Below are 25,776 nucleotides of genomic sequence, written 5' to 3'. Positions count from 1 at the left end.
CGCCACGCCTCGCACGGCGAACGACCGGAACTCCGCACGGCGAGACGGCGCCCGCGGACGTCACCGTAACGACCCGTCTCGCAAAGGGGCCGCCTCGCGTGTGATCGCATGCGCCCCGCCCCCGCATCGGCGTCCGCCTCGCGCACGCGCCCGCACAGGGGAGAGGGCGTCGCTTTTGCCTGTTCCACGCCTTTCGACCTCGCGCACGCGCCCGCACCGGGAAGGGGAAGGCGCGGCCACCGATCGTCAGACGCATGGCCACCGGCACACACGGCCACCTGCCACCCGCGACGGCCGACACGCGCAGCCGCGCACCGGCCACGCCGGGGACGCGCCTCCGGCACCGGACGCTCGCAGAACTTTGCGGCAGCGAAGACGTCCGGGAGGCGCCGCAATCGGCCGACCTCCCCCGCCGGACGCCTTCCGGCGCCGGTTCGCATAAACAGCCGACAGTCAATCCGCATACACCCAGCGGTTAACCCGTGACAGGTTTTTATTCGTTTTTCACTCGAACGTGTGTTTGGCGCAACCTTTCGAAAGCCACTACCGTTGTGCAGCCAGGGAGACCATTCGAGAGGGGCCGACGTGACCACCACCGCAGACAGCGCCACCATCACCGCCCAGGACCGCTCCCAGGGCCGACTTGAGCCGGTACGCGCCATGAATGACCATCTCACGAGCACGGAGGGGCCGGAGCACATGCGCCCAACGCGCTCGTTGCCCGGTCGGCCTCCAGGGATCCGGGCGGACAGCTCAGGGCTCACGGACCGGCAGCGGCGCGTGATCGAGGTGATCCGGGATTCCGTGCAGCGGCGCGGTTACCCGCCCTCCATGCGGGAGATCGGTCAGGCGGTGGGCCTGTCCAGCACGTCGTCCGTGGCCCATCAGCTGATGGCCCTGGAGCGCAAGGGCTTCCTCCGTCGTGACCCCCACCGCCCCCGCGCGTACGAGGTCCGTGGTTCGGACCAGCCCAGCACACAGCCCGCCGACACGGCCGGCAAGCCCGCGGCGTCCTACGTGCCGCTCGTCGGCCGGATCGCCGCCGGCGGTCCGATCCTCGCCGAGGAGTCGGTCGAGGATGTCTTCCCACTCCCCCGCCAGTTGGTCGGCGACGGAGAGCTCTTCGTCCTCAAGGTCGTCGGTGACTCGATGGTGGAGGCGGCGATCTGTGACGGCGACTGGGTCACCGTGCGTCGTCAGCCCGTCGCGGAGAACGGCGACATCGTGGCCGCCATGCTCGACGGCGAGGCCACGGTCAAGCGCTTCAAGCGCGAGGACGGCCATGTATGGCTCCTCCCCCACAATGCCGCGTACCGGCCGATCCCGGGTGATGAGGCGACCATTCTCGGCAAGGTGGTGGCGGTTCTGCGACGGGTCTGACGCGTCGCAGGTCCCGACCGGGGCCCCGGGATCCACTGCGCCGATCCCGGGGTCCCTTTTTCGTGACGCCCCACCGCACACCTGGGTGCCACACCACCGCAGGAACCGACGGAGCCGACGGAACCCGCCGCCCCGGCGCGGAGTCGGGTCGGAAACAGGACGACCCGCCCCGCCCCGCGTCCTGGCAGGCGTCGCGGGGGGACTCGTCGCCGAAGCCCCGGGGCGGCGGGCTACCGGCCGTCGGCCTTGGCCGCCACGTCGATCGCCGCGAGTGAGCGTCGCACCTGATTGCGATCCACGGTGTACCAGAAGTCGGGCAGCGAGGCGCGCAGGTAGCTGCCGTACCGGGCGTTGGCCAACCGTGGATCGAGGACCGCGACCACGCCCTTGTCCCCCGTGGCCCGTACGAGCCGACCGGCACCCTGCGCCATCAGCAGCGCCGCGTGCGTGGCCGCGACGGCCATGAATCCGTTGCCTCCGGCCTGTTCCACCGCTTTCTGGCGTGCGCTCATCAGCGGGTCGTCGGGGCGCGGGAAGGGAATCCGGTCCATGACCACCAGTTGGCAGCTGGGTCCGGGCACGTCGACGCCCTGCCAGAGCGACAGCGTGCCGAACAGACACGTCTCAGGATCGGCCGCGAAGTTCTTGATCAGTTCACCGAGCGTCTCCTCGCCCTGGAGCAGGATCGGCTTGTCGAGCCGGCCCCGCAGCTCCTCGGCGGCTGCCTGGGCCGCGCGCATGGACGAGAACAGCCCGAGCGTGCGCCCGCCCGCCGCCTCCATCAGTTCGGCCAGCTCGTCCAGCATGTCCGTGCGGGACGCCTCCCGGCCAGGTGTGGCCAGATGCCGGGCGACGTACAGGATCCCCTGTTTCGGGTAGTCGAACGGCGACCCGACGTCGAGCCCCTTCCACTGCGGGAGGTCGTCGCCCTCGGTGCCCTCGGGGGCGAGTCCCAGCGACGCCCCCACCCCGTTGAAGTCGCCGCCGAGCTTGAGGGTGGCCGAGGTGAGGACGACGGACCGGTCGGCGAAGAGCTTCTCGCGCAGCAGTCCGGAGACCGAGAGCGGGGCGACCCTCAGCGACGCGCCGAAGCGGTCGTGGCGCTCGTACCAGACCACGTCGTACTCGGATCCCTGGGTGATCCGCTCGGCGACGCCGTGGATCGTCTCCACGGACGCGAGGGCCTGCTTGCGAACCGCGTCCTCGTCCTGGACGGACTTGTCGCGCGTCGTGCCCAGGGCCGTGATCACCGTCCGCGCCGCGTCACGAAGGGACATCAGCGCGTAGCCCAGGTCCTCGGGGATCTCCTCCAGGCGGCCGGGGAGCGCCAGCTCCATCACTCGCTCGAAGCTCTCCGAAGCGGTCTGGAGGGCGTCGGCCGCCTTCTCGTCGACCAGCTTCGCCGCGCGACGCACCGCCCGGTTGACCTGGCCGGGGGTGAGCTCGCCGGTCGCCACGCCGGTGACCCTGGAGACCAGCTCGTGGGCCTCGTCGACGATCAGTACCTCATGCTGCGGGAGCACCGGGGCGCCCTCGATGGCGTCGATGGCCAGGAGCGCGTGATTGGTGACAACGACGTCGGCGAGCTTGGCCCGCTCACGGGCCTGCTCGGCGAAGCACTCGGCCCCGTACGCGCACTTGGTGGCGCCCAGGCACTCCCGGGAGGAGACGGAGACCTGCGCCCAGGCCCGGTCGGAGACCCCGGGGGTGAGGTCGTCGCGATCACCGCTCTCCGTCTCGTCCGACCAGTCGCGCAGCCGCAGCAGGTCCTGGCCCAGCTTGCTCGACGGGGCCGCCGCCTCGAACTGGTCGAACAGTCCTTCCTCCTCGTCCTGCGGCACGCCCTCGTGGAGGCGGTGCAGGCACAGATAGTTCGAACGCCCCTTGAGCATGGCGAACTGGGGGCGTCTGCGCAGCAGCGGGTGCAGGGCGTCGACCGTGCGCGGAAGATCGCGCTCCACGAGCTGGCGCTGGAGTGCCAGGGTCGCCGTGGCCACCACGACGCGCTCCCCGTGGGCCAGCGCGGGTACCAGGTAGCCGAGGGACTTGCCCGTGCCGGTGCCGGCCTGTACGAGCAGATGGGAGTTCTCGTCGACGGCCTCGGCGACAGCCACGGCCATGGCGGCCTGGCCGGGCCGTTCCGTACCGCCGACGGCGGTCACGGCGGCGTTGAGGAGCTCGGGGAGGGATGGCTTCGTCATAGCCCGACCACCCTACGGGTCACCACTGACAACGGCGATCACTCCCGGTCGTATTCGGCGGGGTGGAGCGGGTTGGGAACGCTCCCGTGGATGGCCGCGTGCGGGCGTCCCGGGCGGTCCCGGTAGCCGTCCACATGCAGACGGTTGCGGTTCAGACAGAGCCGGTCGATGCGCGGCGCCAGCATGTCGAACATCTCGAACCGGTCCTTGAGCTCGGGAAAGCGGGCGTGGTACCGCAGTACCTCGGCCCGCACGAGTGACCAGAAATCGGCCTCGGGGACGCCCAGTTGCTCCTCGCACAGCGGGGAGAGGAAGCGGAAGACGCCGATGAACAGTCCGGCGTGGATGAACTGGGTGAGGAAGGAGGGCTCCTCGGTGAGCAGGATGTCGCTTACGTCCTGCGGCATGGACGCGTGTTCCGGCAATGGCCGGGCGCTGACGTTCACGTCGTCGACGAAGTCCTTGATCGCCAGGCGCACGGGGACATCTTGGTGGTCGAAGACGACGATGGCGTTCTCGCCATGCGGGGAGAACACCGTGCCATAGCGGTAGAGGAAGTGCAGCAGCGGGGGCAGCAGCGCGGCGAAGAGCCGGGTCAGCCAGGCGGACGGGGCGAGCCCCGAGCGTTCGACGAGTTCCGCCGTGAAGGCGCGCCCCCGCGGGTCGATGTGCAGCAGTGAGGCGAGGGTCCGGGCGCGCTCGCCGGGGGCGAGCCGGGGCTGGAGGGGTTCTCGCCAGATCGCGCCGAGGATCTCCCTGAACTGGTACGGCGTCTTCGGCAGATGATCGTAGAGCGGGTGCTCGACGGCCACGGAGGCGACCTCGCCGAGCAGGATGACCCCGCAGATGTCGCGCAAGTAGCTGTCGCGGTCGCACAGGCCCTGGACCCAGGCGGTCACGGCGGGGGCCGCGAGCGTGCGTTCCGTGGGCAGCCCGCGCCAGACGAGGGTGTTGAGGATCGACAGCGGCAGCTTGACGGTGTACCGGTCGGGGCGGCCCACGTTGGTGAAGGTGCGGATGGACTGCTGCGGCAGCCTGAGGTCGGGGTCGGTGCGGAGGGGCACGATGTCGCCCGAGGCAATGGCCGGGGCGAACAGCGGAACGATCCATTCGTCCCACTGCCAGGGATGCACGGGCAGGAACAGGTACTGGTCCGGGTCGAGGCCGCGGGCGCGGAGCGCGGCGGTGAAGGAGTCACGGACGGCCTGGTCCAGTTCCCGCACGTACAGCTGCTCGGGCCTGGCGAGGGCGGTGACGCCCCGGTAGGCCCCGATCCGGGTGGACACCGCGATCCACGGCAGCCGTACGGGCCGACGGGCCTCGGGCGTGTAGCGGGAGGCGTCGGTGGCGGAGAAGCCGAGGCGGCCCTTGTTGGCGACGAGCCAGGGATGGCCGGTCTGGTGGCCCTCCAGCTCGGCGTAGTCGAGTTCGGCCAGCCGGGCGGCGGTGAGCGCGGTGTGGTCGAGCCGGGCGTCGGCGGCGAGGGTGGTGGTGATCTCGCGGATGAGGTGGCCGAGCGTGGCGCCGTCGATCCGGAGAAGGCGGCGGGCGCGGGCGAGGAAGCGCAGGGGGTCGCGGAACGGGACGGCGCCGGTGCCTGCGTGCCGTCCTGGGGTGGCGTCGGCGGCGCCGCGGTGCCGTGGGGGGAAGGGGGTCCGGACGGCCTCGGCGCTGCGGTCCCGCGGCCGCTGTTCGGAGGTGCCGTGAAGGCGGTCGCGCACTGCCCCGGCCGCCGGGTCCGCGAGGTCCGGCGTCCCGTGGCGCGTCGATTCCGGCGACGCGCTCCCGCCGGTGTCGTACGTGGCTCGCGCCGGTGCTTCGCCGGCGGCGCCGCGCAGTTCCAGGATCGATTCGGGGGCGACGAGCCAGCTCCCGTACACCCCGCGACGGGCCGTGAAGACCAGGATGCCTCCGTCGTCGAGCCGGAGGGTGTACGTGTCGCCGCCGTCGGCGGGGCCGACCGGTTCGATGACCTCCTCGTAGGCGAATTGGCCGAGCATCTTCGCGAGAAGTCGGACGGCGGCTCGCTCCCAGACTGCCCGGTTCAGTTCCGGCGTGCTGAGCGGCGCGACGGATTCCGTCGAATCACTGCGTGAATCACTCACTGACCCAGTCGCGGAATCAGTCGCTGAATCAGTGCGGGCGGGATATTTCGGCACGGGGACTCCTCGGGAGGGAACCGATGGGTTTCGAGCGGTGCATGTATCGCAGCTGTTCGTTCACAGGTGGGCCCGGTGGTTTCGGTCGCGGATCATGAGGGCGGCTCGTTTGCCGGGGAGCTCGACCTCCGCGGAGAAACGGAAGCCGGCGCTCAGGAAGGCGGACACGGACGGGGTGTTGCGCAGGTCGGGTTCCGCGACGACACGCCCGCACAGGCGGCGATTGTCGAGGACCAGGTCGGCGACGGCGCGGAGCAGCGTGGTGCCGACGCCGCGTCCGCGGTCGTCGACTCCTCCGATGAGCAGGTGGATTCCGGTGTCGTGCGGACGCGCCGGGTAGTGGCGGGCCAGCGGGTCGAGATCCGCGCGGTAGATCTCCCAGTAACTCATGGGGGTGCCCGCCAGCACGCCGAGGCACGGGACGCTGCGTCCGTCGCCGTCCAGTTGGGGACGCAGGTGGTCCGCGGTGACCGTTTCGGGTCCGGCGAGTTCCCAGAACGCCGCGACCGCGGGGTCGTTCATCCAACGGCTGATGAGAGAGAGATCGCGTTCCAGTCGCACGGGGACGAGTTGGAACACCCCGGCCGGGGTGTCGACGGGGCCCCATTCCGCCGGCCGGTCGAGCAGGTCGGCGCACGCCGCTCGGCCCTCCGTCGTCCGTGTGGCAGCCGCGCGCGTGGCCGTGGTGCGTGTGGCGTCCGTCGGGTCCGTGCCGCCCGATGCCGTCGTCACGGGAGCCACGGGCGAGGCGGATGACACGGGCGACGAGGCCGACGGCGCGGGCTCGCCCGACATCACGGGGGGTGCCGCGGTGGTCGCCGTGGCACTGGTGCCGTCCCCGAACAGATTGAGGAGTTCTTCGGAGAGCGGCAGGTCCAGGGTGTCCTCGGCGCTCGAGTCGGTCAGTGGGGCTGAGCCGGTACCGGCGCCGGTGGGCGCGTCGGCAAAAGCCATGGTGTCGCTCTCCTCTCGATGGTTCGGGCGGTGGTCATGCCCTGTGGGTGGTCACTGCGGTCGTCACGGTCCTTGGCCCTCACGGCCTTCAGGCGTGCAGCGGGTTGGCGATGGTGACGTACACGGACTGGGTATCGACGGGACCGACGAGTTCGTCGAGACCGTGCAGCCGGGTCAGCAGGTTGGCCTTGCAGCGCAGATGGGTGTTGTCCAGGAGGTGCGCGGGCAGCGGGGAGCCGAGTGCGGTGGCCGAGCCGAGGAACCGGCGGAACGCGGCGATGAGGACCCGCTCGTCGACGAGCTGCTGGGAGCCGAAGGCCCCGATGAGCCCGAGCACGTTGTTGATGCCGAGGTAGTAGGCGAAGCGTTCGTCGGTGACCTCGTCGGAGACGAAGGTGTCGCTGGCCGCGCCGATGCCGGGGAGCCGTCGCCCCAGGGCGGCGCGGTGGGACTCGCGGAAGTAGTAGCCCTGGTTGTCGCGGTACCGGCCGCCGACGGGCCAGCCATGGCGGTCGAGCAGCACCAGGGTGTTCTGCTGATGCGCTTCGAGGGCCACGCCCGCGTGGGCGTCGAGCCAGAGCACGGGGCGTACGACCCGGTCGAGGTAGCGAAGGAACCACTCGGTGGCCACGGCGCCCACGGCTCGTCCGGTGGCGGAGGACAGCGAGAGGACGACCGCGGCGAGGCGCGAGTGCATGCCCTTCCGGCCCGGCCACGGACGCGGCGCGGTGAGCCCGGCGACGCAGACCGCGTCGTCGTGCGGACCGAACGGGTTGTGCCGCAGCACCACGTCGAGACCGGTGACGGGCGCGCCGTCCGGGCCGTCGACGGCGAGCCAGGCGGGGTCGCGGACGATGTCGAAACCGGGATGGGCGGCGTGCCACTGTGCGGCGAGGCCGCTGCGGAGCAGGCGGTGGACCTCCACTCCGCGGTGGAGTTCCTTGCGGAGGTTCTCCCGACGGGAGTTGGTGATGCGCAGGCCGAGGGAGAGTTTGAGCATCATCTGGGCGCCGGGCCGGTGCACGGTGCGGACGGAGGAGGTGGGGTGCCAGTGTCCGCCGTACGGTCCGAGGTCGTGCAGGAGTCCGGCATCGAGCAGGGCGACCGCCTCGGGCCGGTGCAGCAGGTCGCGAGCCTGCCAGGGGTGGAGCGGGATCGGCTCGGTGCCGTCGGGAAGACACAGCCCTCGGGCCTGGGCGGTGAGCAGTTCCGCAGCGGGCACGGGGCGGCCTCGTTCGGTCCAGGCGGAGTCGGTGGCCAAGGCGGAGCGGTCGACGGCCATCCAGTGCAGCGCGAAGGAACCGTACGACTCGGGCGAGTAGCGGCGGGCCTCGGATTCGGAGAGCCCCTCACGGCTCTTGGGCGCGGGGTGGAGCGGATGGCCGAGGAGCAGTGACTGCTCGGCCGCGAGGAAGAGGTCCGCCGCGGCCGGGGCCTCGGGGGCGCGCCGTCGCTCCGCGATGAAGCCCGCGGCGCGGCGGACCGAGTCGGCGACCCGGGCCACCATGTCGGCTCCTTCGTCGCGGTCGGCCTCGCGGCCCAGCAGGGCGGCGACCGTGACGGCGTCGACGGACGGCGCGCTGTCGGGCGCCCCTTCCAGGACGGGCGGTCCGAACCGGTGCCAGCCCGTGACGGACCAGTGCACGACGGGCACGAGCAGCGCCGTTGCGCTCGCGGGCAGGGGAACGCGCAGCACGTCCGCCTCGGGGCGGGCCAGGTCGCTCTCACGGACCCAGCAGCGGAGCAGGTTCTCGACGCCCGCCGCGTCGGCGGCGCGCAGCGGGTCCGGGTGGTCGAGGTGGTCGAAGCGGTCGTCCGGTGTCGTACCGGCGGCCCGGGCCGGCAGGGCGTACCGCTCGTCGTCCGGCGCGGCCTTCTGGCGCGGCACGGTGGGCTCGGCGAGGAGGCTCCCGGTGTGTCCGGCCTCTGCTCGCTGCGGGATGGGGGGCGGGCCGTCGGCCTGGGGCGGGGGGATGGGGTTCACTGCGGTCTTCCTTGTGAGGTGGCCGGGTCAGTGGATCGACCCGGTCGAGATCCGGCGGTGCGGCAGTCGCTCGGCGGCTGCCAGGGCGTCGGCGAGGCGGTCGACGACCGCCGTCGCCTGTTCGTCGGTGAGCGTGAGGGGCGGCAGGAGGCGCACGACGGCGCAGTGGCGTCCGCCGAGTTCGACGATGAGCCCGCGGCGCAGGCATTCCTGCTGGACGGCGGCGGCGAGTGCGGGGGCGGGCGGTGGTTCGGGGCTGCCCTCCGGCGCGGGGGCCTCGGGATCGACGAGCTCCAGCCCGATCATCAGTCCCCGGCCCCGGACGTCCCCCACGCACGGGTGGTCCGCCGCCAGGCCCTGGAGACGGGCGAGCATCCGGGCACCGAGCGTCGCGGCGCGCTCGGCAAGGCGGTTCTCCCGGACGTGGGCGAGGGTGGCCGTACCGGCGGCCATCGCGAGCTGGTTGCCCCGGAAGGTACCGGCGTGCGCGCCGGGCTGCCAGGTGTCGAGCGCGGAGCGGTAGACGACCACCGCGAGCGGGAGGGAGCCGCCGATGGCCTTGGAGAGCACCATCACGTCGGGGGTGATCCCGCTGTGCTCGACCGCCCAGAAGGCGCCGGTGCGGCCGACGCCCGTCTGGACCTCGTCGACGATCAGCGGCACGGACCGGGCGCGGGTGATCTCACGCATGCGGCGCATCCATGCGTCGGGGGCCGGGATCACCCCGCCCTCCCCCTGCACCGGCTCCAGGATCATCCCGGCCGGCGCCGGCACGCCGCCCTTCGGATCGTCCAGCAGGTTCTCGGTCCACCGGGCGGCGATCTGGGCACCGCGCTCTCCCCCCACCCCGAGGGGGCAGCGGTAGTCGCGCGGGAACGGCAGACGCGTCACCCGCACGTCCTCGGCGCCGCCCGAGGCGGCCAGGGCGCCCTCGGTCATTCCGTGGTAGGCGCCGGTGAAGGCGAGGAGCCCGTCGCGTCCGGTGGCGGCGCGGACCAGTTTGATGGCCGCCTCGACGGCGTCCGTCCCGGCGGGTCCGCAGAACTGGATCCGCGCGTCGTCGGCGAACCTCTGCGGCAGGGTGGCGAACAGCTCGGTGGTGAAGGCGTCCTTGACGGGGGTGGCGAGATCGAGGACGTGCAGGGGCGCGCCCGAGTCGAGCACCTTCTTGATGGCCTCCAGCACCACCGGATGGTTGTGACCGAGCGCCAGGGTGCCCGCTCCCGAGAGGCAGTCGAGATACCGCCGCCCGTCCGCGCCCTCGATGGTCATCCCCCTGGCGCGCACCGGGACGATCGGCAGCGAGCGCGCGTAGGTACGGGCGGCGGACTCGCGCATCGACTGGCGGCGCAGGATCCCCTCGTGCACCGCCGGTGCTGCCACCCGCGCTGGTTCGGTCACGGCCACGGCTGTCGGTCCTTCCGCTGTAACGGTTGCGTCGCACGTCGGTACGTCGGTGCGCGGACGGACGGACTCCGGGGCTGAACGCCGTCCCCGGGTCCCTCGCACGTGACCAACGACGCCGGGCCCGGCGGATCACGGGTATATCCGAAGATCCTTGCGGGGGCGGAACCGCGGACCTGCCTCGAGCCGTCCCCACCGGCACCGGCATAGTGGGGGCCGCACGAGGCGCTCGGGCGGTTTTCCGAGTTCCGGCAGGACATTCGGAGCCGATGGCCCGGAGCGCGCCGAGTGCGGTACGGAAGTGTTGAGTTACGAAGTCCCAGGGGGATCACCACACATGCGACTCAGTCGACCGGTTCTCGCCGCACGCCGAAGGGGTGCGCGGCGTACGCGCTCCTCGGTGCTGGCCGTGACCGCGGTCACCGCGGTCCTCTCGCTCACCGCCACCGCCTGCGGGCCGGAGGAGGACAACGGGGGCGACAAGCCGGGCAATGCCGCGACCCAGGCGTCCGACGGCACGATCACCATCCCGGAGGACCTGAAGGACCGGCTCAAGGAGCGCGGGATCGACCTCGACCGGTGGCGCAACGGCGAGTGGAAGAACTGGGACAGGGAGAAGTGGCTGCGTGAGGCCAGGGACTTCGTCAACCCGGTCATCGAGGATCTCTGGGACCCCGACCGGATGCGCGACGCCGACAAGGCGCCGGAGCGGCCGGTCGAGAATGACATCTCGGGCGACGTCGGCGTGACGGACCCGACACCTTCGCCGGTCCGGGCCGCCGCCGTCGGAGCGCCGTACCACTCCAGCGCCGCCGAGTCCGGGAAACTCTTCTTCGACGGTCCCGAGGGCTCCATGGTGTGCTCCGCGACCGTGGTGAAGGACCCGGCGCACCCCGGGAAGTCCAATCTGGTGTGGACGGCGGGGCACTGTGTGCACGCGGGCAAGAAGGGCGGCTGGTACCGCAACATCGCCTTCGTGCCGTCGTACAACAACGAGGGTCTCCCGACGGCCGAGCTGAAGAAGGCGACCAGGGAGCAGATGGCCCCCTACGGCGTGTGGTGGGGGCAGTGGGCGCAGACGTCCGACCAGTGGATCTCCCAGGGGTCCTCGGTCGGCGGGCAGGGCGCCCCGTACGACTTCGCGGTGCTGCGCGTCATGCCGGAGAAGGGGTCGACGGGCAAGTCCCTGGAGGAGACGATCGGTTCGGCGCTGCCCGTCGAGTTCGACGCCCCGGCCGTGTCGAAGATCGGCACCATGACCGCCACCGGTTTCCCGGCGGCGCCTCCGTACGACGGCCAGAAGGCGTTCCGGTGCGAGGACGAGCCGGGCCGGCTGTCGTTGACCGCGCAGGACCCCACGATGTACCGCATCGGCTGCACGATGACCGGCGGCGCCTCTGGCGGCGGCTGGGTCGCGGCCGGCCGGGACGGCAAGCCCGCGCTGGTCTCGAACACCTCCATCGGCCCGGTGACGGCCGGCTGGCTGGCCGGGCCGCGGTTCGGCAAGGAGGCCGAGGGCATCTACGAGTCGGTCAGCAAGAAGTACGCGGCACGGTGAGCACGGGCCGTCACCGGGCCTGTGTCCGGTGGCGGCGTCTGTTCACGGCGACGGCGCTTCGTCCGGGCGTGTGAGTCGCCTGGCGGCGTCGACGGCGAAGGCCCGCTCCCCACAAGGTGAAATGTGCCGTGCGGGGAGCGGGCCTTCGGTCCTAGTGCCGCATCAGGCAACGTTTGCCCTGTCGCACCGCCCGGCACGCACGCTCGCGGCGTTGGCCGAAAGCCCACGTAGCCCGCTACGAGGGCATTCGGCCGCCTTGCGATCGCACGCACCGGACGCCGCTCCTTCCGGGCAAACCTTGCCGGTCACGGCACTAGCTGCGGTGCTGCCGCGCCGTCAGTGCGCCACGGGAACGAACGCGGAGAGTTCCGCGGCCAGTTCCTCGTTGACCCGGGCCTTGAGGTGGGTGCCCTCCGACGTGTGCTCCTCGGAGATCACCTCGCCCTCGGCATGCACCCGGGAGACGAGACCGCCCCGGGTGTACGGCACGAGTGCCTCGATCTCGACCGACGGCCTGGGCAGTTCGGTGTCGATGAGCGCGAGCAGTTCTTCGATGCCGTCACCCGTGCGTGCCGAGACGGCGATCGCGTGCTTCTCGATGCGCAGCAGGCGCTGGAGCACCAGGGGATCGGCTGCGTCCGCCTTGTTGACCACCACGATCTCGGGCACGTCCACCGCGCCGACGTCGCGGATCACCTCGCGGACCGCGGTGAGCTGTTCCTCCGGCGCCGGGTGGGAGCCGTCCACCACGTGCAGGATCAGGTCGGACTCGCCGACCTCCTCCATGGTGGAGCGGAACGCCTCGACGAGATGGTGCGGCAGATGCCGTACGAACCCGACGGTGTCGGCCAGGGTGTAGATCCGGCCGCTGGGCGTCTCGGCCCGGCGCACGGTCGGGTCCAGGGTGGCGAACAGCGCGTTCTCCACCAGGACGCCCGCCCCGGTGAGCCGGTTGAGGAGCGAGGACTTGCCCGCGTTGGTGTAGCCCGCGATGGCGACCGACGGCACCTTGTTGCGCTTGCGCTCCTGGCGCTTGATCTCACGGCCGGTCTTCATCTGCGCGATCTCCCGGCGCATCTTCGCCATCTTCTCGCGGATCCGGCGCCGGTCCGTCTCGATCTTGGTCTCACCGGGACCACGCGTCGCCATGCCCCCGCCGCCGCTGGAACCACCGCCACCCATCTGCCGGGACAGCGACTGACCCCAGCCGCGCAGCCGCGGCAGCATGTACTGCATCTGCGCCAGCGAGACCTGTGCCTTGCCCTCTCGGGACTTGGCGTGCTGGGCGAAGATGTCGAGGATCAGGGCGGTCCGGTCGACCACCTTGACCTTGACGACGTCCTCCAGATGGATCAACTGGCCGGGGCTGAGCTCACCGTCGCAGACGACGGTGTCGGCACCCGATTCGAGGACGATGTCACGCAGCGCCAGCGCCTTGCCGGAACCGATGTAGGTGGCCGGATCGGGCTTGTCACGGCGCTGGTAGACCGCGTCGAGCACCATGGCGCCCGCCGTCTCCGCCAGCGCGGCGAGCTCGGCCAGCGAGTTCTCCGCGTCGCGGGCGGTCCCCGAGGTCCAGACGCCCACCAGCACCACGCGCTCCAGGCGCAGCTGCCGGTACTCGACCTCGGTGACGTCCTCCAGCTCGGTGGAGAGACCGGCCACGCGTCGCAGCGCGGCCCGCTCGGTGCGGTCGAACTGATCGCCGTCCCGCTCTCCGTCGATCTCGTGGCTCCAGGCGACGTCCTCTTCCATCAGGGCGTCGGCCCGAAGGCCCTCTGTGAGGCTCTCGGTGGTGTTCTCCGTAGCACTCCGCGCGTACCGCGCGTCCTGGGGAAGGGAAGAAGAGGAGGTCATTGGATCCTTACGTCGATGGAAGTCCGTTACATGAGTCACAACGTGCGACCTCTGCCGATGATTCCCCGTGCGGCGAATCACCGGTGCGGCCGCCGTGGCGACCTGTCGATAGTGGCACGGCCCCTCCGGGCTCGTCACCCGGGTTTGGACCCGGCCGGGACCGACCGCACCGCCGACCGGGCCGCCCTCGCCGCGGCCCGTACGTCCCACGTCACCGACCGGACGGTTCGGCACTTCGCCAGTCGGGGTGGCCCGGCATCGGCGGGGTCTTCTCGCCGTACAGCCAGCCGTCGAGGAACGAGGTCAGGTCGCGGCCCGCGATCCGGGACACCAGCCGGACGAAATCCGCGGTGTCCACGGTGGAGTCCCGGTGCTTCCTCACCCAGCTCCGCTCCAGCCGGTCGAAGGCGCTCGCGCCGATCTCCTGGCGCAGCGCGTACAGGACCAGTGCGCTGCCGTCGTACACCATCGGCCGGAACAGGCCGAGCTTCTTGCCCGGCTCGGGTGTGTCGGGCCGGGCCGGCGGGCCGCCCGCCGCGCGCCAGCCGTCGGAGCGGACGTAGGCTTCGCGCATCCGGCTCTCCAGCGACTTTCCGGCGTGCTCCTCCGCATAGCGTGCCTCGTACCAGGTGGCGTGTCCCTCGTTGAGCCACAGGTCGGACCAGGTCCGGGGCGAGACGCTGTCGCCGAACCACTGGTGGGCCAGCTCGTGCACCATGATCGATTCGACGTACCACTCGGGGTGGTCGTCCCCCGCCAGCAGGGACCGCTCGAAGAGCGAGAGCGTCTGGGTCTCCAGCTCGAAGCCGGTCCGGGTGTCGGCGACGAGCAGTCCGTACGCCTCGAAGGGGTAGTGCCCCACCTGTCGCTCCATCCACGCGATCTGGTCGGGGGTCCTGCCGAGCCGGTGTTCCAGCCGCTCGCGGTCGGCGGCCGGAACCACGTCGCGCACCGGCAGTCCGCGCGGCCCGGTGCGGTGCAGCACGGCGGACCGGCCGATGCCGACCTGCGCCAGTTCGGTGGCCATGGGGTGCCGGGTGCGGTAGGTCCAGGTGGTCTCGCTCCCGTGCCGGACGACGCCGGCGGGCAGGCCGTTGGCGACCACGGTGAGGTCCTCTGGCGCGGTGATCCGGAAGGTGAAGTACGCCTTGTCGGCGGGGTGGTCGTTGCCCGGGAAGACGCGGTGGGCAGCGTCCGCCTGGTTGGCCATGGCGAGGCCGTCGGCGGTGCGCACCCATCCTCCGGTGTCCTGGTCGCCGTTGGGATCGCTGGTGTGGTGGACGGTGATGCGCAGCGGCACTCCGGGCGGGAGGTGGCCGGGAGGGCGCACCACCAGGTCCTCGCCCGCCGTGGCGAATTCGCTGCTCAGGCCGTTGACCGCGACGGCGCGGACGGTGCCGTGGGTGAAGTCGAGGTTGATCCGGTCCAGCGGCTCGGTGGTCCGGGCGTCGATCGTGGTGACGGCGTCCAGCGGTTCGCTGTTGCTGCCGTGGTAGGTCAGTCCGATGTCGTACGAGAGGACGTCGTATCCGGGGTTGCCGAGATGTGGGAAGAGCCGGTCGCCGATGCCGAGCGGCACGGGCGACGGGAGGGCGGCGGCGACGAGGGCGGTCGACGCGGCGGCCAGCAGAGCGGCCCGCGCACGGCGGGAGATGAACGGCATGGACTACCGCTATCAGCGACGCCCGGGCGGGCAGGCGCGGCACGCGCCGCACCACTCGAACGAGATCCCCGCGGCGGACGGCGGCGCGGCGATCAGACGGCGCCCGCGGGCTGCCGGGCACGGCTCACGTCGTAGACCCCCGGTACGTCGCGCATCGCGCGCATCAGCGCCGACAGTCCAGCGGCTTCGGGGAGTTCGAGGGTGTAGGTGTGCCGGACCCGCTGTTCGCTGGGCGGTTCGACGGTGGCGGACACGACGGCCGCCCCCGCCGTCGCGATCGCCTCGGTGAGATCGGCGAGCAGCCGAGGGCGTCCGAACGATTCGACGACCAGGGTGACCCGGCATGCGGCCGTCTCCCCCCAGCGCACGCCGACCGGGGCCCGGCCGACGGACCGCATCCGGGCCGCCGCGGGACACTCCCGCCGGTGCACGGTCACCGCGCCGCCGCGGACGACGAAGCCGGTGACGTCGTCGGGGGGCACGGGGGTGCAGCAGCCCGCCAGGCGCACGGTGGCGTCCGGCCGGTCCACCACGGCGCTCGCGGTACGGCTCCCGGCCCGGCCGTCCGTGGTGCCCGGGGCCTCCTGGAGCTGCGGTTCGGGCCTGGGCCCGGCCGGCCGGCCGCCGTGCGGTCCTTGCGGAGGCTCGGGGTGGGCCTCCAGCCAGCCGTTGATGGCGATCCGGGCCGCGGCGGTCCGGGCGTGGTCGAGCCAGTCGCGCGAGGGGCCGCAGCCGGCGTCCTCGGCGAGCAGCGGCTGCACCGTGTCACCGTCGCTCAGAACGGTGCCGAGGGTGGCGAGCCGACCGTTGACCCGGGCACCGACGCAGTTGTGCGCCCGCTCCCCGTACTGCGCGTAGGCGGCGTCGACGCAGCTGGCTCCGGCAGGCAGTCCGAGCGTGCCGCCGTCCGTGCGGAAGACCGTGATCTCGCGGTCCTGGGCGAGGTCGGCGCGGAGCGTGGTCCAGAACGTGTCCGGGTCCGGTGCCGACTGCTGCCATTGCAGGAGCCTGGACAGCCAGCCGGGTCGGGTCGGGTCGGCGCGTTCCCCGTCCGCGGGTTCGGCGGGCTGGGGTCCGCAGCCGCCGTCCGCCGCGTACGGGTTGCCGAGGGCGATGACACCGGCTTCGGCGACCTTGTGCATCCGGTGCGTGCGGATGAGGACTTCGGCGACCGCGCCCTGCGGGCCGACGACCGCGGTGTGCAGCGACTGGTAGAGGTTGAACTTGGGCGCGGCGACGAAGTCCTTGAACTCTGAGATCACCGGGGTGAAGCAGGTGTGCAGCTCGCCGAGCACGGCGTAGCAGTCGGCGTCCTCGCCGACGAGGACCAGAAGGCGCCCGAAGTCGGTGCCGCGCAGTTCACCGCGTTTGATCCTGACGCGGTGCACGGACAGGTGGTGGCGCGGCCGGATGAGGACTTCGGCCGGGATGCCCGCGTCTCTCAGCACGGTCGCGACGTTCTCGGCGATGGGGGCGAGCGGGTCGGGTCCGGCGGCGTCGATCAGCGCCCGGGTCCGTTCGTACTCCTCGGGGTGGAGGATCGCGAAGACGAGGTCTTCGAGTTCGGTCTTGAGCACCTGCACGCCGAGCCGTTCGGCGAGCGGGATCAGCACGTCGCGGGTGACCTCGGCGATCCTGGCCTGTTTCTCCGGACGCATCACGCCGAGGGTCCGCATGTTGTGGAGCCGGTCGGCGAGCTTGATCGACATCACCCGGACGTCGTCCCCGGTGGCCACCAGCATCTTGCGGAAGGTCTCGGGTTCGGCCGCCGCGCCGTAGTCGACCTTCTCCAGTTTGGTGACGCCGTCGACGAGATAGCAGACCTCCCTGCCGAACTGCTCCCGCACCTGATCGAGCGTCACTTCGGTGTCCTCGACGGTGTCGTGGAGCAACGAGGCGGTCAGGGTAGTGGTCTCGGCACCGAGTTCGGCGAGGATCAGGGTGACGGCGAGGGGGTGCGTGATGTACGGCTCGCCGCTCTTGCGCATCTGCCCGCGGTGCGAGGACTCGGCGAGCAGATAGGCGCGGCGCAGGATGGAGAGGTCCGCATCGGGGTGGTGGGCGCGGTGCGCCTCCGCGACATGGCCGATCGCGTCGGGCAGCCGGTCGCGGGGTACGGAACCGAGCAGCGCGACGCGGCCGAGCCTGCGGAGGTCGATCCGGGGGCGGCCCCGCCTGCGGATGGGCGTACCAGGGTTGGCGGCCTCTGCGCTCATGGGGGGGCACCTCCGGCGACGTCGACCGGCGGGGGGAAGGAGCGGTCGCACCTCCGGGCCGGTGCTTGATGCTACCGAGCCCACCACGTGGCGGAGTCCCGCTCTCGCCCAGCGTGAAACGGATCACCCATTCGAGCGAGGCAGCGGGACCTGCCGTTTCGGTCATGTCAGGCATCGCCAGGGTCACCGCCCGGACGTGGCCCTGTCGGCACGGGGCGGTGGCACCCGCCCGGGCCGTCTACCCGGGCCGTGCGGCGAGCCAGGCCGGGTCGACGAGGCCCTCGGCGACGATCACGGCGGGACCGGTCATCTCGATCTCACCGTCCGGGTGCTCGGTGATGACGAGGGTGCCGCCGGGCAGCTCGACCGTGTACGTGACCGGGGTGCCGGTCTCCGCGGGGTCGGCGCCGTCCCTGCGGGCCGCGGCGACGGCCACGGCGCAGGCGCCCGTGCCGCAGGAGCGGGTTTCTCCCGAGCCGCGCTCGTGGACCCGCATGGCCACATGGCGGGGAGCCCGGTCGACGACGAATTCGATGTTGACGCCGTCGGGGTAGACGGCTGCGGGGCTGTACGGCGGGGTGGCCGTCAGAGCGCCGGCGTGCTCCAGCTCATCGACGAAGGCGACGGCGTGCGGATTACCCATGTTCACGTTGCGGGCGTCCCAGCTACGGCCGTCCACGGTGACCGTGACGCCTTCCTCGGGCAGGGTCGCGCGCCCCATGGAGACGGTGATGTCGCCGTCCTTGGCGAGGTGCACCCTCTTGACGCCGCCACGGGTGGCGACGGCGAGGTCGCCCGCCTCGACATGCCCGGCGCGCTGCAGATAGCGGGCGAAGACGCGTACGCCGTTGCCGCACATCTCGGCGACCGAACCGTCGGCGTTGCGGTAGTCCATGAACCACTCGGCCTCGTCCGCCATGGCACGAGCCTCGGGGTGTGCGGCGGACCGTACGACGTGCAGCAGCCCGTCCCCGCCGATACCCGCCCGGCGGTCGCACAGCCGGGCGACGACGGCGGCGGACAGGTCCACGGCGTCGTCCGGGTCGGGAACGATCACGAAGTCGTTCTCGGTGCCGTGGCCCTTGAGGAAGGGGATCTGCGAGGTGGTCACAGGGCAACTGTACGAGGCGGCACCGATCACCGCCGAAACCGGGCCGGGCCGGGCGGTGGCCGGGCGGAGCCGCGAGGAGGAAAGGAGACGGGCCGGGCAGAGGGCGCGCCCGGCGCGGTCGTCGGAGTCGGTCAGCGGAGCCGGGCCACGCGCCCGACTGCCGAGGCGACCAGAACGAGGCACACGGCGACGTACAGGGCGACCACACGCCAGTCGGGTCGCTCGCCCGTGCCCCTCTGTGGCAGTCCGGGCCAGGTGTAGCCCACGCGGTGGGCGGCCATCATGCCCCAGCCCGCGGCGCAGCCGCTGAGCAGCAGGCCCAGCATGGCGACGACCGCGCCACCGTCACCGAACTCGAAGGCCAGCGGGAAGGCGAACATCAGCGAACCCAGGGCGGCGAGCACGACGATCGGTGCGAGCTGCCAGATGCGCAGCCGCCGGGCGGGCCGCAGCTCGACCTCGACCTCGGGAGGAACGTCGAGCTCGTCGGGCCCGTCGGAGCTCAGACGCCCCGGCTCGTGCTCCGGCTCGTGCGCGGTCCCGTGCCCCGGCTCGTGCGCGGTCGCGCGCCGCGTGTCCGGTACGTCGTCTTCCGTGTCGCGAGGGCCGGCCTCCATCGCCACGCGCCCTCCCCACTCGGACTCAACTGATCGATCGATGCTCGATGATGGCACGCCCCGGGGCACCGGAATGACGGGCGGGGCGTCCCGATGCCATCACGTGATCAGGCTGTAACCGCTCGTTCGAGCAACGCCAGAGCCCGGTGCGGGAGTTCCCCCCGGTCTTCCGCGGCACCGCTCAGCCAGTGGACCCGCGAGTCGCGGCGGAACCACGAGTCCTGGCGGCGCGCGAATCGTTTGGTGGCGCGAATCGTCTCGGCACGCGCCTCCTCTTCCGTGCATTCCCCGGCCAGCGCGGCCAGCACCTGCTGGTAGCCGAGCGCCCGGGACGCGGTCAGTCCGTCGCGCAGGCCGCGCGACTCCAGGCCGCGCACCTCGTCGACGAGCCCGGCCTCCCACATCCGGTCGACCCTCAGGGCGATGCGTTCGTCGAGCTCGGGACGGGCCACGTCGACGCCGATCTGGACGGTGTCGTACACCGCATCGTTACCCGGAAGGTTGGCCGTGAAGGGTCTGCCGGTGATCTCGATGACCTCGAGGGCCCGGACGATCCGGCGGCCGTTGCTCGGCAGGATGGCCCGGCCCGCCCCGGGGTCGGCGGCGGCGAGCCGGGCGTGCAGCACCCCGGGGCCGCGCTCGGTCAGCTCCTCCTCCAGCCTGGCCCGTACCTCCGGATCCGTGCCGGGGAACTCCAGTGCGTCGATGGCGCCCTTCACGTAGAGGCCGGAACCGCCGACCAGGACGGGGGTGCGGCCCTTGGCGAGCAACCGGTCGATCTCCGCGCGGGCCAGCCGCTGGTACTCGGCGACGCTGGCGGTCTCGGTGACGTCCCAGATGTCCAGCAGGTGGTGCGGAACGTCTCCGCGCTCCGGGAGCGTCAGCTTCGCGGTGCCGATGTCCATGCCCCGGTAGAGCTGCATGGAGTCGGCGTTGACCACTTCGCCGTCGAGCCGCTGAGCGAGGAACACTCCCAGATCGGATTTTCCGGCAGCGGTGGGGCCGACGACGGTGATGACCCGCGGGGCGGGAGCTGAGCTTGTCACCGCCCCAGTCTCGCAAACCTCCCGGCGTGTTCCCGAACGAGTGCAATGGCACGGGCCGACCGGTGGGGCGGGGGCCGGCCCTGCTGCGCCGAACAGCGCGGATCCTCGCTCGCACCAGTAGAATTTGTAGGTAAATGCGGGCGTTTTTCATGGTTTGCGATTCGACTGCGGAGCCGGTGGGCGAGGCGGTCGGGGGCAGACCGGACGGGACGCCCGGCCGTCTCCAGCAGGGAAGGTGCCCGATGGGCTTCCTGGACACTTTGAAGGCCAAGCTGAGCCCCGCCAGGGAAAAGGTCGGCGACCTCGCGCATCAGCACGGGGAGAAGATCGACCACGGGATCGACAAGGCGGCGCGAACGGTCGACGAAAAGACCAAGGGCAAGTACAGCGAGAAGATCGAGTCCGGCACGAGAAAGGCCAAGGAAGCGGTCGAGCGCCTGTCCCACACACACGAGGACGGCAAGCCCGGGGAGGGGGACGCCACGCCCGGGCAGAGCGAGGGTACGCCGCCGAGCACGCCGCCGCCCGCCTCGTGACACTCGGCCGCTTCGGGGCACACGGCCGACCAGGAGGTTCGGGGGAACGGAAGGACCGAGCGCGGCCGCCCACCGCACGGGGGCGTCCGTGCGGCGCTCTGCCGGGTACGGGCCCGGCGAGCTGACGTACGGGCATCAGGACCAGGCGGCGACCATGTAGCCGACGCCGTAGGGGGCGTCCTCGTACAGCAGCCGTCCGCGCAGGTCCGCTCCCTCGGCCGCGCCCGCGAGGACCTGCCAGGGCGCGCGGCCCGCCGCCTTCAGTTCGTGCGCCAGCGACTCGTCCAGCGCGATCAGCGCGGCCGGGTCGGCCGCGCCCAGGGCGTGCGCGGCGGCGGCGTCGAACGCCTCGGCGCGCTCGTCCAGATAGCCGGGGGCCTTGAGGGTTCGGCAGGCACTGCCGTCGCCCATCACCAGCAGCGCCACCCGGTCCGCCCTGGCGGCCAGGTCCCGTCCCGTGCTCACGCAGCGTTCGGTCTCCAGCGGCTCCCCCACTCCGAGACCCTCGACGGGTGCGGCCCCCCATCGCGCGTCGGCGAGCAGCCAGGCGCCCACGGCCAGGGACGGCGGAAGCGGGCGGTCCGCCACCGACCCCACGTCGCGCCCGAGCCGTACGCCGAGGTCGACGCCGAAGCCCCGGAAGGTGGCGGTGGCCCCCTCGGAGTGCGGTCCACGACCCGCGTGGGCCGCGGGCCCGACCACGATCAGGAGGTCGGGCCGGGCTGTGGCGAGCACCTCCAGGCCGTCGGCGCAGGCTTTCCGCAGCGCGTCGAGCTCGGGAGCGGCGCCGGCGGCGACCTCGGGCACCAACAGGGGCGGGCAGGGGCAGACAGCGGCGGCGACAAGCATGGTCGGCAGCGTACTGCTTGAGCGCACGGCTCCGGGCGGCCGTCCGCCGGAGCCGACGGACGCCTGGGTCAGTCGCAGCCGCAGCCGGGGGCCGCCGCGGCCGGCAGCGGGGCCGGGGCGCCGATGCCGGGCAGCCCCAGCATGACGCCGGCCGGCTTGGCCGTCTCGGCGGCGTTGCGCTTCTCCCAGGCGTCCCCGGCCCGGGTCCGCCGCACACCCACCGCGGGCCCTTCGGCGAGCAGGTGGTGCGGGGCCGCGTACGTGATCTCCACCGTCACCACGTCCCCCGGGCGCACGTCCTCGTCGGGCTTGGTGAAATGGACCAGGCGGTTGTCGGGGGCGCGGCCGGAGAGGCGGTGCGTGGCCCCGTCCTTGCGGCCCTCGCCCTCCGCGACCATGACCTCCAGCGTCCGGCCGACCTGCTTCTTGTTCTCCTCCCAGGAGATCTCCTCCTGGAGGGCGGACAGGCGCATGTAGCGCTCCTGGACGACCTCCTTGGGGATCTGATTCTCCATCTCGGCGGCCGGGGTCCCGGGGCGCTTGGAGTACTGGAAGGTGAAGGCGTTGGCGAAACGCGCCTCACGGACCACGTGCAGGGTCTGCTCGAAGTCCTCCTCGGTCTCGCCGGGGAAGCCCACGATGATGTCGGTGGAGATGGCGGCGTCCGGCATCGCGGCGCGCACCTTCTCGATGATGCCGAGGAAGCGCTCCTGGCGGTACGAGCGCCGCATCGCCCTGAGGACGGTGTCCGATCCGGACTGCAGCGGCATGTGCAGCTGGGGCATCACGTTGGGCGTCTCGGCCATGGCCGCGATCACGTCGTCCGTGAAGTCGCGCGGGTGCGGCGAGGTGAAGCGGACCCGGTCCAGGCCCTCGATCTTCCCGCAGGCGCGCAGCAGCTTGGAGAACGCCTCCCGGTCGCCGATGTCGGAGCCGTAGGCGTTCACGTTCTGGCCGAGCAGGGTGATCTCCGAGACGCCCTCGGCGACCAGTGCCTCGATCTCGGCGAGGATGTCGCCGGTGCGGCGGTCCTTCTCCTTGCCGCGCAGCGCCGGGACGATGCAGAAGGTGCAGGTGTTGTTGCAGCCGACGGAGATGGAGACCCACGCCGCGTAGGCGGACTCGCGACGCGTGGGCAGCGTGGAGGGAAACGCCTCCAGGGATTCGGCGATCTCGATCTGGGCCTCCTCCTGGACGCGGGCGCGCTCCAGCAGCACCGGCAGTTTGCCGATGTTGTGCGTACCGAAGACGACGTCCACCCAGGGGGCCCGCTCGACGATGGTGGCCCGGTCCTTCTGGGCCAGACAGCCGCCGACGGCGATCTGCATGCCGGGGCGCCTGGCCTTCATCGGGGCGAGCCGGCCGAGGTTGCCGTAGAGCTTGTTGTCGGCGTTCTCCCGCACCGCGCACGTGTTGAAGACGACGACGTCGGCGTCCCCGTCGGCCCCCTCCGCGGCGCGCACGTAACCCGCGTCCTCCAGCAGACCGGACAACCGCTCGGAGTCGTGGACGTTCATCTGGCACCCGTAGGTGCGGATTTCGTAGCTCTTGGGTGCTTGGACGTCCACTGCGAGGCTCCGGTCGCTGCTGCTGGTCATCCCTCAAGGGTAGGCGGTCCCGGGAGCGCCTCCCGCTCCGGAGCCCCGGCCCTGGTCATCGCGGGGGCGGGCTGGCAGGATCGCCGCCATGCTCCAAGCACTGTCCCCTGCCGGCCGTCGGCGCGCCCTGCGCGCGGGCGTCGTCCTCGTCGTCGGGCTCGGGCTGCTGCTGTGGTGGCTGCTGCCGCTCGGGAAGCCGGCGCCGAGCGGGACGCTGACGTTCAGCACGGGGGTGCGCAGCGGGGTCTACCAACGGTACGGAGAGCGGCTGAGGGGCGACCTCGCCAGGGACCTGCCGCAGGTGTCGATCCGGCTGCGGACCAGTGAGGGCTCCCAGCAGAACATCGCGCGGGTGGCGACCGGGGAGGCCGACTTCACCATCGCCACCGCCGATGCCCTCGCCACCTACCTGCGCGACCGCGGTCCGGGCGCCGACCGGCTGCGGGGCTGTGTGCGCCTGTACGACGACTACATCCAGCTGGTGGTGCCCCGGGACTCGGCGGTGCGCCAGGTCTCGGACCTGCGCGGCAGGCGCGTCGGGGTGGGGCAGCCGGGGTCGGGGGTGCGGCTGGTCGCCGACCGCGTGATGGCGGCCGCCGGGCTGGATCCGGCCGACGACGTGACGCCGGTGCCCGACGGCATCGACACCATGCCGAAGCATCTGGAGAACGGTCGGCTCGACGCCTTCTTCTGGTCGGGCGGGCTGCCCACCTCCGCCGTGCAGGAGCTGTCGGACCGGTTCGCGATCCGGCTGGTGCCGCTGGGGGCGTCGCTGGTCAAGGAGCTTCAGGCCGCGGGCGGGTCTGCCCGCCACTACCGGTCGGCCATGATGCCCGCCGACGCCTACCGCAACGCACAGCAGGGACAGGCGGTGCCGACGGTGGCGATCGCCAATGTGCTGGTGACCACCGACCGCACGGACCCGTCGACGACCGAGGCGTTCACCCGGACCGTGATCGACAGCCGGGACCGGATCGGGCGCGAGGTGCACGCGGCCCAGCTGGTGGACCTGCGTACGGCGATCTACACCGATCCGCTGCCGCTGCACGAGGGGGCCAAGCGGTACTACCGCTCGGTCAAGCCGTGACCCAGGGTCCGCAGTCCGTGGTCCGTGCCCTCGCTCCGTGACCCGCGCGGGCCCGTACGCGGGTCACGGCCCGTAGGCACCCTGCTCGTGCCCGGCCGAAGGGTCGAACCGTGACCGCGACCGCGGTGGAGCCGATCAGCCCTGCGGGCCGCTGCGCGGCACCGTCACCGTCACGCGCAGCCCGTGCGGTTCGTTGGCCGCGCAGTCGACGGAGCCGCCGCCCGCGGCCAGGAGCGCCTTGGAGATGGAGAGTCCGAGCCCCGATCCCTTCACGTTCTGGTGCTGCGTGCTGCGCCAGAACCGGTCCCCGACGCGTTCCAGCTCCTGCGGGGTGAGGCCGGGGCCGTGGTCGGCGACGACCACCGTGACGTCGTCGCGTCCGGATCCGACCGTGACGAGGACCTCCTCCCCGGCGGGGGTGAACTTCAGCGCGTTGTCGATGACGGCGTCGAGAGCGCTCGACAGCGCGATGGGGTCCGCCCACGCCGTCACGGCGGTCGGTCCGTCCACCCGGAGCCGTACCCGCTTCTCGTCGGCGACCGGACGCCAGGAGGCGACGCGTTCCTCGGTGAGCGCGCCGATGTCCGTGAGTCGAAGGTCGGCCGCGGCGTGCTCGGCGAGCGCCAGGTCGAGCAGATCGTCCAGGACCTGCGCGAGGCGCTTGCCCTCCGTGCGTACGGAGGCGATCTCTTCGTTGCCCTCGGGGAGTTCGAGCGCGAGGAGCTCGATCCGCAGCAACAACGCGGAGAGGGGGTTGCGCAGTTGGTGCGAGGCGTCGGCGACGAAGGCGCGCTGCTGCTCCAGCACGTTCTCGACGTTGTCGGCCATCTCGTTGAACGAGCGGGCCAGGCGTCTGAGTTCGGGCGGGCCGCCGGAGGCCACGACCCTCGACCTCATCCGGCCGCTGGCGATGTCGTGGGTGGCCGCGTCCAGGGTCCGTACCGGCAGCAGCACCCAGCCGGTGAGTCTGATCGCGGCACCGACCGCCACCAGCATGGCGATCGCCTCGCCCGCGGCGATCAGCAGCCAGCCGCGCAGGATGCGCGCGCGCATCCCGGACGTGGGCGAGTCGATGACCACGACCGCGACGACATCGCCGTCCCGTACGACGGGCGAGGCGATGACGATCCTGCCCCGCTGCCAGGGCCAGACCTGCTGCGGATCGTGGCTGCGACGCCCGAGGAGTGCCTCCTTGAACGCCTCCCGCCCCTCCCCGTCCAGGGGCAGTTGCCAGTCCGCCGGGGCCTTGGCCATGACGCTGTCGTCGCGGTAGAGGACACCGGCGTGGATGCCGTACACCGAGTCGTAGGTGTCGAGTTCGCCCCTCAGGGTGTCGCGCCGCTCCTCGTATCCGGGGGTGCGCTCGGCGACGAACTGGGCGAGCGCGGCGAACCGCGCGGCGTCGTCCATGCGGTCGATGACGACGCGCTGCTGCTCGGCGTTGGCCACGCTCACGGCCAGCGGGAAGCCCAGGGCGAGCAGCACGCTCGCCATGAGCACGATGAGGAGGGGAAGCAGCCGGGTGCGCACCTGGGACGTATGCCTCTGCTTGTCTC

At 71.9% G+C, this 25,776-nt stretch carries 18 protein-coding genes; 4 read left to right on the top strand and 14 right to left on the bottom strand.

Annotated elements, in window-relative coordinates; genetic code table 11:
• Window positions 1–585: 585 nt before the first annotated feature.
• The gene (lexA, locus tag ACGF2V_RS04140) at window positions 586–1,380 is read left to right on the top strand and encodes a transcriptional repressor LexA (protein ID WP_362617972.1); all 795 of its coding nucleotides are present in this window, start codon (window positions 586–588) and stop codon (window positions 1,378–1,380) included.
• A 230-nt stretch (window positions 1,381–1,610) separates the two neighbouring features.
• Here the strand turns inward: lexA and ACGF2V_RS04135 are convergent, their stop codons facing one another.
• The 5 genes from ACGF2V_RS04135 to ACGF2V_RS04115 form a co-directional block, all read right to left on the bottom strand.
• A complete protein-coding gene (locus ACGF2V_RS04135) occupies window positions 1,611–3,581 on the bottom strand; it encodes an ATP-dependent DNA helicase (protein ID WP_362708742.1) in 1,971 nt (656 codons plus the stop codon).
• Between the two features lie 38 nt (window positions 3,582–3,619).
• Window positions 3,620–5,581, bottom strand: coding sequence for an IucA/IucC family protein (locus ACGF2V_RS04130; protein WP_362708799.1), 1,962 nt, complete (start codon window positions 5,579–5,581; stop codon window positions 3,620–3,622).
• Between the two features lie 219 nt (window positions 5,582–5,800).
• A complete protein-coding gene (locus ACGF2V_RS04125; protein WP_362708740.1) occupies window positions 5,801–6,694 on the bottom strand; it encodes a GNAT family N-acetyltransferase in 894 nt (297 codons plus the stop codon).
• An 88-nt stretch (window positions 6,695–6,782) separates the two neighbouring features.
• Window positions 6,783–8,678, bottom strand: coding sequence for an IucA/IucC family protein (locus ACGF2V_RS04120; protein ID WP_362708737.1), 1,896 nt, complete (start codon window positions 8,676–8,678; stop codon window positions 6,783–6,785).
• Window positions 8,679–8,705: 27 nt separating this feature from the next.
• On the bottom strand, window positions 8,706–10,085 hold the full coding sequence (locus tag ACGF2V_RS04115) for a diaminobutyrate--2-oxoglutarate transaminase family protein (RefSeq protein ID WP_362617982.1): 1,380 nt from the start codon (window positions 10,083–10,085) through the stop codon (window positions 8,706–8,708).
• A 334-nt stretch (window positions 10,086–10,419) separates the two neighbouring features.
• On the opposite strand from ACGF2V_RS04115, the gene ACGF2V_RS04110 reads away from it, so the two are divergent.
• Window positions 10,420–11,640 carry a hypothetical protein gene (locus ACGF2V_RS04110; RefSeq protein WP_362617984.1) on the top strand — a complete coding sequence of 407 codons (1,221 nt, stop codon included), beginning with the start codon at window positions 10,420–10,422 and terminating at the stop codon, window positions 11,638–11,640.
• A 336-nt stretch (window positions 11,641–11,976) separates the two neighbouring features.
• Here ACGF2V_RS04110 and hflX read toward each other — a convergent pair whose 3' ends face one another.
• The 6 genes from hflX to miaA form a co-directional block, all read right to left on the bottom strand.
• Complete coding sequence (gene hflX / locus ACGF2V_RS04105; RefSeq protein WP_362617986.1) at window positions 11,977–13,497, bottom strand: GTPase HflX; 1,521 nt, start codon at window positions 13,495–13,497, stop codon at window positions 11,977–11,979.
• Between the two features lie 211 nt (window positions 13,498–13,708).
• On the bottom strand, window positions 13,709–15,160 hold the full coding sequence (locus tag ACGF2V_RS04100) for a M1 family metallopeptidase (RefSeq protein ID WP_362708734.1): 1,452 nt from the start codon (window positions 15,158–15,160) through the stop codon (window positions 13,709–13,711).
• Window positions 15,161–15,252: 92 nt separating this feature from the next.
• A complete protein-coding gene (locus tag ACGF2V_RS04095; RefSeq protein WP_362617992.1) occupies window positions 15,253–17,376 on the bottom strand; it encodes an HD domain-containing protein in 2,124 nt (707 codons plus the stop codon).
• Between the two features lie 238 nt (window positions 17,377–17,614).
• Window positions 17,615–18,487, bottom strand: a complete 873-nt coding sequence (gene dapF, locus ACGF2V_RS04090) for a diaminopimelate epimerase (RefSeq protein WP_362708731.1) — start codon at window positions 18,485–18,487, stop codon at window positions 17,615–17,617.
• 131 nt (window positions 18,488–18,618) lie between these two features.
• A complete protein-coding gene (locus ACGF2V_RS04085; RefSeq protein WP_362708797.1) occupies window positions 18,619–19,104 on the bottom strand; it encodes a hypothetical protein in 486 nt (161 codons plus the stop codon).
• Window positions 19,105–19,211: 107 nt separating this feature from the next.
• Complete coding sequence (gene miaA / locus ACGF2V_RS04080) at window positions 19,212–20,150, bottom strand: tRNA (adenosine(37)-N6)-dimethylallyltransferase MiaA (RefSeq protein WP_362708728.1); 939 nt, start codon at window positions 20,148–20,150, stop codon at window positions 19,212–19,214.
• Between the two features lie 242 nt (window positions 20,151–20,392).
• On the opposite strand from miaA, the gene ACGF2V_RS04075 reads away from it, so the two are divergent.
• Window positions 20,393–20,686, top strand: a complete 294-nt coding sequence (locus tag ACGF2V_RS04075) for an antitoxin (protein WP_362708724.1) — start codon at window positions 20,393–20,395, stop codon at window positions 20,684–20,686.
• A 135-nt stretch (window positions 20,687–20,821) separates the two neighbouring features.
• Here the strand turns inward: ACGF2V_RS04075 and ACGF2V_RS04070 are convergent, their stop codons facing one another.
• Window positions 20,822–21,535 (bottom strand): class III extradiol dioxygenase subunit B-like domain-containing protein, encoded by a 714-nt coding sequence (locus ACGF2V_RS04070; protein WP_362708721.1) that lies wholly within the window; start codon window positions 21,533–21,535, stop codon window positions 20,822–20,824.
• Between the two features lie 68 nt (window positions 21,536–21,603).
• Window positions 21,604–23,133 carry a tRNA (N6-isopentenyl adenosine(37)-C2)-methylthiotransferase MiaB gene (gene miaB, locus ACGF2V_RS04065; RefSeq protein WP_362618004.1) on the bottom strand — a complete coding sequence of 510 codons (1,530 nt, stop codon included), beginning with the start codon at window positions 23,131–23,133 and terminating at the stop codon, window positions 21,604–21,606.
• A gap of 88 nt (window positions 23,134–23,221) precedes the next feature.
• Between miaB and ACGF2V_RS04060 the strand changes: the two genes are divergently transcribed.
• Window positions 23,222–24,220 carry a TAXI family TRAP transporter solute-binding subunit gene (locus ACGF2V_RS04060; protein ID WP_362708719.1) on the top strand — a complete coding sequence of 333 codons (999 nt, stop codon included), beginning with the start codon at window positions 23,222–23,224 and terminating at the stop codon, window positions 24,218–24,220.
• 135 nt (window positions 24,221–24,355) lie between these two features.
• Here ACGF2V_RS04060 and ACGF2V_RS04055 read toward each other — a convergent pair whose 3' ends face one another.
• Complete coding sequence (locus ACGF2V_RS04055; RefSeq protein ID WP_362708716.1) at window positions 24,356–25,750, bottom strand: ATP-binding protein; 1,395 nt, start codon at window positions 25,748–25,750, stop codon at window positions 24,356–24,358.
• Between the last annotated feature and the right edge of the window lie 26 nt (window positions 25,751–25,776).

The sequence above is a fragment of the Streptomyces sp. NPDC047982 genome, from assembly GCF_043204165.1.
GTDB lineage: Bacteria > Actinomycetota > Actinomycetes > Streptomycetales > Streptomycetaceae > Streptomyces.
Note: the sequence above shows the minus strand (reverse complement) of the source record. Positions and strands in the feature narration are given on the sequence as shown.